Raw genomic sequence first — 9,196 nt, 5'->3', positions numbered from 1 at the left:
CTCGCGCTCACCCTGGCCGCCGCCGGAGCCACCTGCGGGAGCCTCGCGTACGCCGCCGGGCAGGGGGCGCTCGCACTGGTCGTCGCCCGCAACACCGCCGGCTACCTCGGCCTCGCGCTGCTGTTCCACCCCCTGATCGGCCACCGCCCGGCCGCGGCCGCGCTCGCCGCCGTCCCCCTGGTCTGCTCGGCGGCGGGCTGGCACCCGGACGGCAGCCCCCGCCCCTGGGCCTGGCCGCTCCACCCGGCCGGCTCCCCCTACGCCCTCGCCGCGGTCGCCCTGCTGCTCCTCGCCGGGTCCGGGTGCGCGCTGTTCCGCCGACATCCCACGACCGGTCCACGCCTGCTCACCGGCTGACCCGCGCGTCGGAGCGGCCGACCCCACCGCCCCGGCCCGCTCAGCCGCGACGCGGCCTGCCCTGACGGCCGCCGCCGCCCTTCGGCCGTCCGCCGGAGCCGGAACCCGAGCCGGAACCGGAACGGGTACCGGTGCCCGAGCCCGAGCCGGCCTGCTGCCTGCGGGGCGCGCGTCCGGCCAGGGCCGCGGCGCCGGCCCTCTCCGGCCAGTGCGCGGGCCGCTTCAGGGCGGCCGGGAGGCGGGTGGTGGCATCGCCGCGGGCCGCGTTCAGCTGGGCCTGGGTGAGGAAGAGCGCCTCGGTCAGGTCGGCGCCGGCCAGGTTCGCGTCCCTCAGGTCCGCGCCGACGAGGTCGGCGAGCCGCAGGTCGGCCCCGGACAGGTCCGCCGCGACCAGCATCGCGCCCCGGAGGTTGGCCCCGCGCAGGTCCGCTCCCCGCAGGCGGGCGCCGAAGAGGTCCGCCCCCCGGTGCTCGCGCCGACGCGGCACGGCGGCCCGGACCAGTTCGCTGGCCCGGAGCAGCAGCTCGGCCACCGTCTGCCGGTGCGCGGGGACGTCGACCGCCAGGATCTCCTGCGGCGTGCCGCCGACCAGCCGCTCCGTCTCCTCCAGGGCCCGGCGCAGCTCCCCGTGGACGGGGCGGGCCGGGGCGAAGGTGAGCGCCTCGGTGAGGTACTGGAGCAGCTCGTGCAACTGCCGCACCACCGGGAACACCTCGTACATCGTCCGGGCGGTCTCCGGCGCCTCCCGCCAGCTGCGCCCGCCGAAGACCACCTGGGAGACCTGCTGACCGGCGCCGAAGCAGTCGTAGACGGTGCAGCCGGGGAAGCCGGTCTCGCGCAGCCGCTCGTGGATCCCGCAGGTGAAGTCGGTCCGGAGGTTGCGGCAGGGGGTGCCGGCGGCCTTGTCGACGGCGAAGTCCGTGCCGGCGGCGAACGGCAGTGCCACACAGCACAGCCCGAAGCAGCTACCGCAGTCGGAGACAAGGTTGAGGCTCGGGACGCTCACGGTGCTGTTGTTCCTCCAGGACGACGAGTGGTGCGCTGTAGAGCGTACCGACCGCTTCGAACGGCCGTCGGTTAGTGTGGTCGGCCGAACCCCAGCACCGCAGCACCGGCAGCACAGCACCGGCGCCGCAGCACCGCAGCTCAGCACCGCAGCTCAGCGCACCACAGCACCAACGGAGGACCCAAGGCATGTCCCGGCACGACGTGACGCCGTACCCGGACACCGAGGGCGCCGAGGACGCCACGAGCACCATCAGCTCAGCCGGCACCGCCATCTCTGCCAGCGCCGCCATCTCAGCCAGCACCGACGCCGCCCCGGCCGACGCCGACCCCGCCGCCGAACCGGCTCTCCGGATCCCGCCGCGCGCCCGCACGCTGGGCCTCACCCTGCTCTGCTTCGCGGTCTGCCTCGCGATCGGCCTCCAGCAGTGGACCACCGCCCAGCTCGGCGGCTTCGACCTCGGGATCTTCGACCAGGGCGTGCGCGGCTACGCCCACCTCGGTCTGCCGGTCTCGACGCTGAAGAGCTTCCACCACGAGTTCCCGCCCGGCTTCTCGCTGCTCGGCGACCACTTCTCCCCCGTGATCGCGCTGATGGCGCCGCTCTACTGGCTCTGGGACGACCCGCGCTCGCTGCTCCTCGGCCAGGCGCTCTGCTTCGCCGCCGGGGTGCCGCTGATCCGCCGGATCGCCGGGCGCTGCTTCGCCGACGCCGACCCGCGCACCGCCCGCCGTGCCGCCGACCTGGCCGCGCTCGCGTACGGGCTGGGGTGGCCGCTGCTGGTGGCCTCGCGCGGCGGGTTCCACGAGGTGGCCTTCGCGGTGCCGCTCACGCTGCTGATGCTGGAGCGCGGGATGGCCCGGCAGTACTGGGCCTCGGCGCTGGCCGGCCTGCTGCTGTGCTGCACCAAGGAGGACATGGGCCTGGCCGTGGGCGCCTACGGCCTGGTGCTGCTGCTGCGGGCCCGGCGGGACCCGGATCCGGCCCGGCGCCGTCCGGCCGTGCGCTGGGGCGCGGGGCTGCTGCTCGGCGGTCCGCTCGCCTCGGCGGTCGCCATCGCGAAGCTGGTGCCCGCGATGGGCGGCGTGCCCGGCTACTACTGGAACTACCAGGCGCTCGGCACGGACGGCGGCTCGGCGGTCGCCAATGTCCTGGCGGACCCGACCCGGCTGATCGCGGCCTCCTTCGACGCCCCGCTGAAGCCGCTGCTGCTGCTCTGGATCTTCGGCACCCTGTTCGCCCTGCCGCTCCGCTCGGCGACCGTGCTGCTGGCCGTCCCGCTGCTGGCCGAGCGAGTACTGTCCAGCAACCCGAACCACTGGTCGATCGCCCGGCACTACGACGCGTTCCTGTGGCCGATCCTGCTGGTCGCCGCGCTGGAGGTGCTGGGCCGCTGCCACGGCCGGGCGCTCACCCGGCGGCTCGGGGTGGCGGCGGCGGCCCTGACCGTCGCGGCCGCGGTGCCGCTGGGGGTGGCGAACCTGTTCGTCCCGGCCTACTGGCAGCCGAAGCCGAGCGAGGCGGCACTGCTGCGCGGCGCGGCACTGGTCCCGGACGGCGCGTCCGTGGAGGCCGACAACCAGGCGGCGCCCCGGCTGACCGCGCGGGCGGACGTGGTGCTGGTGGACGAGAAGCCGCGCGGGCGCGAGTACGTGCTGATCCGCGCGGACAAGCGGTCCTTCCCGTTCCGGACCGACCGGGAGCAGGCGGAGCGGATCGAGCTGCTGCTCGCGCACGGGTACCGGACGGTCTGGTCGGAGGACGGCGTGTACCTGCTGCACCGGGAGGGCACCGAGCCGGTCCCGGGCGAGCAGGTGCCCGGCCCGGACACCGTCCCGTACCAGGACGCGGTGCCGTCGGACGTCGGCCACAACCTGTTCCGCGGCTGACCCGCCCGCGCCCGGAAGCTGCCGGTCCCGACAGTTCTGCGGCGCGGGCTCAGCCCTCGTACGGCGCCAGCTCCGCGCGCTTCGGGGCGCGGCCGTCGCCGGAGGAGCGGCCGGTGAGCCGGCGGCCGATCCAGGGGCCGAGGTGGGTGCGGACCCAGCGGGCGTCGGCGGCCAGCTTCTCGGCGCGGGTCGGCGGGGCGGTGGCCGGGAGCGGGGCGCGCCAGTCGAAGCCGGCGGGTCGGCCGAGCGACTCCAGCACCGCCTCGGCGACCCGGCGGTGGCCCTCGGGCGAGAGGTGGAGCCGGTCCTCGGCCCAGAGCCGGCGGTCGTCGAAGCAGGGCGCGGAGAACAGGTCGACCACCGCGATGCCCGGGTCCTGGGCGAGCTCGTGGACGAAGTCCTTCATCCGCAGGATCGCGGGCAGCAGCCGGGCCGAGCCGGCCATCCGGCGGGTGGGGTCGGTGCTGCTGAACATGACCACGGTGGCGCCGGTGGCACGCAGCCGGGTGGCGGCGGAGCCGAGGAGTTCCTCGACCCGGGCGATGTCGCAGCGCGGGCGCAGCACGTCGTTGAGCCCGCCGGCCAGGGTGACCAGCTCGGCGCCCAGGCCGGCGGCCCGGTCGACCTGCTCGTCGTGGATCTGGCCGATGAGCTTGCCCCGGACGGCGAGGTTGGCGTACCGGAAGCCGTCGGCCGGGTGTCCGGCCGCGTGTTCGGCTGCGAGCCGGGCGGCGAGGCGGTCGGCCCAGCCCCGGTAGTGGCCGTCGGGCAGCAGGTCGTCGCACATGCCCTCGGTGAAGGAGTCCCCGACGGCGACGTAACTGCGAAAGGCGGTGGGCGTGTTCTCCGTGTTCTCCATGGCCCGACGATCGTACGCGCGCCGTCCCGGGCCCACCCGCGTACCCCGTCCGCCCGCGCGGATCGGTGACGACTCAACGCCCGCGGCAAGCGGACGCCGATCGCCCGTTGATCGGCGGCGGGCAGAGTGGGGAACGTCGGGAGGAACGGCCGGGGGGAGGAACCGCGGGCCGTGGGCTCCGCGGCGTCCGGCCTCGGGGGTGCCGGACGCCGCGGCCACTCTCCCCACCGCCGGTCGCGGGCGCGGCGCCTCCCACACGGGCGCCCCCGCGACCGGCCACCCCATCCCACCGCGCCCCGCGGCTCGGCGGACCTCAGCCGGCGACCACCGCGGCCACCGCGTCCGCAGCACCCACTACGCCCACCGCGCCCGCGTCAGCCAGCGGACCCGCCCCCGCCGTGACCGCCCCGCCGGTGACCCAGTGCGTCCGCACCGCGTCGGTCGGCCGCTGCTCCCCCAGCGCGTCGAGTCCCCAGCCGCCGAGCGCCTCGACGACCGGCCGCAGCGCGGCCCCACGCCCGGTCAGCTCGTAGACGGTGGCGTTGGCCGGCCGCTCCAGGCGGCGGCGCTCGACCACGCCCTCGCTCTCCAGCTGCTTGAGCCGCGCGGCGAGGATGTCGGTGGAGACGCCGGGCAGGTCGGCGTGCAGGTCGGTGTAGCGGCGCGGGCCGGCCAGGAGTTCACGGACGATCAGGAGGCTCCAGCGCTCCCCCACCGCGTCCAGGGCGCGGGCGACGGCGCAGTACTGGTCGTAGCTTCGGCGTGACATGTGGATCAGCATAGCCAAAAGGTTGGACTTTCCAAGTGCCTACTTGGTAGAACAAAGCAACCAGGGTCGGTGTGGGGTGACGGTCGGGAGGCCGCAGATGGAGTTTCGGCAGTCCAGCAAGCTGAATGACGTGTGTTACGAGATCCGGGGGCCGGTGGTCGACCAGGCCAACGCACTGGAGGAGGCGGGGCACAGCGTGCTCCGGCTGAACACCGGGAACCCGGCCACGTTCGGCTTCGAGGCGCCGGAGGAGATCCTCCAGGACATCATCCGCAACCTCCCGCGCGCCCACGGCTACAGCGACTCGCGCGGCATCCTGCCGGCCCGGCGCGCGGTCGTGCAGTACTACCAGCAGCGCGGTGTCGACGGCGTGACCGTCAATGACGTCTACCTCGGCAACGGCGTCTCGGAGCTGATCCAGATGGCCGTCACCGCGCTGGTGGACGACGGCGACGAGGTGCTCGTGCCAATGCCGGACTACCCGCTGTGGACGGCGGTGGTCCGGCTGGCCGGCGGCAAGGCGGTGCACTACGCCTGCGACGAGCAGGCCGACTGGTTCCCCGACCTCGACGACATCGCCGCGAAGATCACCGCCCGCACCAAGGCGATCGTGGTCATCAACCCCAACAACCCCACCGGCGCCGTCTACCCGAAGGAACTGCTGGAGGGGATCCTCGACCTCGCCCGCCGGCACCAGCTGATGGTGCTGGCCGACGAGATCTACGACAAGATCCTCTACGACGACGTCGAGCACCACTGCCTGGCCGCGCTCGCCGACGACGTCCTCACCCTCACCTTCAACGGACTGTCCAAGTCCTACCGGGTGGCCGGCTTCCGCAGCGGCTGGCTGGTCGTCTCCGGCCCCAAGCAGCACGCGAGCGACTACCTGGAGGGCCTCACCATGCTCTCCGGCATGCGGCTGTGCCCGAACGTGCCCGCCCAGTACGCGGTCCAGGCCGCGCTCGGCGGCCACCAGTCGATCAACGACCTGGTCCTGCCGGGCGGCCGCCTCGCCGAACAGCGCGACGTCGCGTACCGGGCACTGAACGAGATCCCGGGCGTCAGCTGCGTCAAGCCCAAGGGCGCGCTGTACGCCTTCGCCCGGCTGGACCCCGCCGTCCACCGGATCGTCGACGACGAGCGCTTCGTCCTGGACCTGCTGCTCCGCGAGAAGATCCACGTCGTCCAGGGCACCGGCTTCAACTGGCCCCGCCCCGACCACTTCCGCTTCGTCACCCTCCCCCGGGCCGACGACCTGGAGACCGCCATCAACCGCATCGGCCGCTTCCTCGCCACCTACCGCCAGGTCTGACCCCGTCCACCCTCCGCCAGGCCCGACCCGCCCGCCTTCCCCCGGCAGCCCCCGCGTCACCACGCGGGGGCTGCCGCACTTCGCGTTCGTCACTGTCGCGCGGGTCATCGCCGAACTCCGGGAGCGCGACGTCCGGGCGTCCTGACCCGGCTCCTGTCCCAAGCCCCCTGCCGATCGTTCGGGATTCCCGAACGATCGGCAGGGGGCTTCACGCGTGTGCCCGGGCCGGAGGACGAGTGAGGGCGCACCCTAGGCTGGGCCGCTATGACCGTTCTGCGTTCTGTCGCCCTGTTCGTGCTCGCCGCGCTCGCCGAGATCGGCGGCTGCTGGCTGATCTGGCAGAGCGTGCGGGAGGCGCGGCCGTGGTGGCTCGCCGGGGTGGGGGTGATCGTGCTCGGCGGGTACGGCTTCGTGGCGGCGCTCCAGCCGGATGCCGCCTTCGGCCGGGTGCTCGCCGCGTACGGCGGGGTGTTCGTGGCCGGCTCGCTGCTGTGGGGCGTGGTCGTGGACGGCTTCCGGCCGACCCGCTACGACGTGCTGGGCGCCCTGGTCTGCCTGGCGGGAGTCGCGGTGATCATGTACGGACCCCGGCGCTGAGCGAGCGCCGGGGTCCGCAGGTGCGTCACGAGGGCGGGCCTACCAGCCCCAGCCGCCACCCTCGCCGTCGTCGTCGCGGTCGCTGTCCCAGCCCTCGCCGACCTCGCGCAGGATGGTGTAGTGGTCGACCCGGGTGCCGTCCTCCGCCAGGGCGGTGACCGTCATCTCCGACTTCTGGCCCAGGTGGGCGGGCTTGACGTCCACCTTGATGAACGAGTAGCCGGTGTAGCGCACCCGCGACCACTCCACCGTCTCGGTCACCTTGCCGCCGCCCTTGGCGAAGTAGTAGGTGTCCACCGAGTCGACGCGCTTCTCGTGGCCCTCGTAGCTGTCCGGGGCGTCGAACCTGTACAGGCTGCGGCCGGCCGCGCCCGCCGTCACGTAGACCACGCCGTCCGTGGCCGGCTCGACGGTGGCACCGCTCGGCACGGCCTTCGCGACCTTGTTGCCGAGGATCGCGTCGGTGCGCTCGTAGACGTGGTTGTGACCGTTGATCACCAGGTCCACCCGGTACTTCTCGAACAGCGGCACCCAGGCCTCGCGCACGCCGCCCTCGGAGGCGTGCTGGTGGGTGGTCGAGAAGGCGCAGTGGTGGAAGAAGACCACGACGAAGTCGACGGTCTCGTCGTTGCGCAGGTCTTTGAGGGTGTGCTCCAGCCAGCGGGTCTGCTTGCCCGCCGAGACGCCCAGGTTGGCCGGGATCTCGTAGGAGATGTCGTTGGCGTCCAGCGAGACGACGCCGACGTTCTTGTAGCGGAAGGAGTAGACGCCGGGGACGCTGCGCTTGTCCGGGCCGTTGTCCGGCAGGTAGAAGCGGGCGTTCTCGCCGCCGTAGCCGTTCGGCGAGTACCAGGCCTCCATGTCGTGGTTGCCGTAGGAGACCATCCACGGCACCTTCGAGGCGACCGTCTCGGTCTGCACCAGGAAGGCGTCCCAGGTGGTGGCGTCGAACACCGACTTGTCGGAGTCCTGGCCGGAGCCCGCCGGGTCGGCGTAGCAGATGTCGCCGGCGTGCAGGTGGAAGGCCGGGTTCTGGGCCAGGATGATGTGGTCGTTGCCCTTGGCGTGGTCGCTGACGCCCTGGTCGCCGAAGGCGGTGAAGGTGAACGGCTCGTACACCTTGCCCCAGCGGTGGTCGCGCGAGGGCGCGGTGCGGAAGGTGCCGAGGGTGGAGATCGCCTGCTGCGAGGCCGGGTCGAAGCCCTGGTGGCCGACACCGTAGTAGTAGGTGGTGTCGGGGCGCAGGTCCTCCAGCGCCACGTGCAGGTAGTACTGGTCCACGGCCTTGCCGGTGGGGGTGAGCGCCGGGGTGTGCAGGGTGCGCACCTCCGCCTCGATCTTGTGGCTGAGGTCCCACGGGTTCTTGCCGTAGCGCAGGAACGGCCGCTTCACCGGGGCCGGTACCTGCCAGGAGACCCGGAACTGGGTGTCCGGCTCGGGCCCGAAGGCGAGGTGACGCCCGATCGGGGCGACCAGCGAGCCGTCGATGCCCGCGGTGGCGCCGCCGGCCAGCAGCTGCGGCGCGACGGGGGCGGCCGAGGCGGTGCCGCCGAGGGTGCCGCCCACGGCCAGCGCGCCCACCGAGACGGCACCGGCACGCAGCATCCGGCGGCGGGAGAAACGGGCCCGCAGGTACTCGTGCTGCTCGGCCATGCTCATGCGTTCGGCCAGCTTCGCCGGCACGCCCATGTTCGGAGTTTCCATGGACAGGGACTCTCCCAGTCACGTGTTGACCGGACACGGACGGGCGGTGAACGCACCCGGGCGTACCGGTCAGTCGAACGCCAATGTTCGACCATGGCTCGGCAAAGCCGTGCGCGGACGAATCGCTCCGCGACGGATCGGCGGACCGGACGGCGGGCCGGACGGCCGCGGGGCCGGGACCGTCCCGAGCGGGGGTGCCGCTCCGGACGGTCCCGGCCACTGGTTCACCCGGTCGGGGGAACAGCCGTCATCAGCAGTCGTCGTCCTGCTTGTTGGTGAGGGCGACGGTGACGCAGTCGTCGGCGTTCACCCGGTAGGGCCCGCTGACCGGGTCCGGCGGGAGCTGGTAGCCGGCGGGCGCGGCGGTCTCCCGCAGGTAGTACTGACCGGCCGACAGGTGGGTGAAGTCGCAGCCGCCGCCGGCCGCGGTGGTGCAGTCACCCGCCCGGGTGTCCGGGTTGATGCCCAGGGTCTGCAGGCCGGGGATGCCGTTGGCCTCCCGCCACAGCTCGAACACCGCGCCGTTGAGCGGCTTGCCCGACCAGGCGTCCTTCTTGGTCAGGTGGATCGAGCCGGTGGCCGGGGGCTTCGGCGACGGGCAGTCCTTGGCGGTCACCTGGACGCCGGCCGCGGCGTTGGCCGGGGTCAGCACCAGCGGGCCGAACACCGGCTCGGCCGGCAGGTCGTAGCCGGCCGGCGCGGC

At 73.6% G+C, this 9,196-nt stretch carries 6 protein-coding genes and 3 pseudogenes; 4 read left to right on the top strand and 5 right to left on the bottom strand.

All coding sequences use genetic code 11. The annotated features are described in order from the left end of the window. A pseudogene (locus VR45_RS36415) lies at positions 1–357 on the top strand (hypothetical protein); the annotation flags it as partial. A gap of 205 nt (positions 358–562) precedes the next feature. On the opposite strand, the pseudogene VR45_RS36410 reads toward VR45_RS36415, so the two are convergent. Continuing rightward, positions 563–1,363, bottom strand: a pseudogene (locus tag VR45_RS36410) (pentapeptide repeat-containing protein); the annotation flags it as partial. Positions 1,364–1,551: 188 nt separating this feature from the next. On the opposite strand from VR45_RS36410, the gene VR45_RS36405 reads away from it, so the two are divergent. Beyond that, positions 1,552–3,252 carry a DUF2079 domain-containing protein gene (locus VR45_RS36405; protein WP_078897289.1) on the top strand — a complete coding sequence of 567 codons (1,701 nt, stop codon included), beginning with the start codon at positions 1,552–1,554 and terminating at the stop codon, positions 3,250–3,252. A gap of 49 nt (positions 3,253–3,301) precedes the next feature. Here the strand turns inward: VR45_RS36405 and VR45_RS36400 are convergent, their stop codons facing one another. Further along, positions 3,302–4,111 carry an SGNH/GDSL hydrolase family protein gene (locus VR45_RS36400; protein ID WP_045944208.1) on the bottom strand — a complete coding sequence of 270 codons (810 nt, stop codon included), beginning with the start codon at positions 4,109–4,111 and terminating at the stop codon, positions 3,302–3,304. A 418-nt stretch (positions 4,112–4,529) separates the two neighbouring features. Then, a pseudogene (locus VR45_RS36395) lies at positions 4,530–4,880 on the bottom strand (helix-turn-helix domain-containing protein); the annotation flags it as partial. Positions 4,881–4,977: 97 nt separating this feature from the next. Here VR45_RS36395 and VR45_RS36390 point away from each other — a divergent pair. Continuing rightward, complete coding sequence (locus VR45_RS36390; RefSeq protein WP_030391220.1) at positions 4,978–6,192, top strand: pyridoxal phosphate-dependent aminotransferase; 1,215 nt, start codon at positions 4,978–4,980, stop codon at positions 6,190–6,192. A gap of 264 nt (positions 6,193–6,456) precedes the next feature. Beyond that, positions 6,457–6,789 carry a YnfA family protein gene (locus tag VR45_RS36385; RefSeq protein ID WP_045944207.1) on the top strand — a complete coding sequence of 111 codons (333 nt, stop codon included), beginning with the start codon at positions 6,457–6,459 and terminating at the stop codon, positions 6,787–6,789. Positions 6,790–6,828: 39 nt separating this feature from the next. Here the strand turns inward: VR45_RS36385 and VR45_RS36380 are convergent, their stop codons facing one another. Together VR45_RS36380 and VR45_RS36375 are read right to left on the bottom strand one after the other, a co-directional pair. Continuing rightward, positions 6,829–8,493, bottom strand: a complete 1,665-nt coding sequence (locus VR45_RS36380) for a metallophosphoesterase family protein (RefSeq protein ID WP_078897287.1) — start codon at positions 8,491–8,493, stop codon at positions 6,829–6,831. A 250-nt stretch (positions 8,494–8,743) separates the two neighbouring features. Beyond that, the coding region (locus tag VR45_RS36375; RefSeq protein WP_045944206.1) for a prealbumin-like fold domain-containing protein at positions 8,744–9,196 on the bottom strand (453 nt) is incomplete at its 5' end.

This window comes from Streptomyces sp. NRRL S-495 (genome assembly GCF_000966955.1).
In the GTDB taxonomy this organism is placed as follows: domain Bacteria; phylum Actinomycetota; class Actinomycetes; order Streptomycetales; family Streptomycetaceae; genus Kitasatospora; species Kitasatospora purpeofusca.
This window is presented reverse-complemented; position numbering and strand designations above follow the sequence as displayed.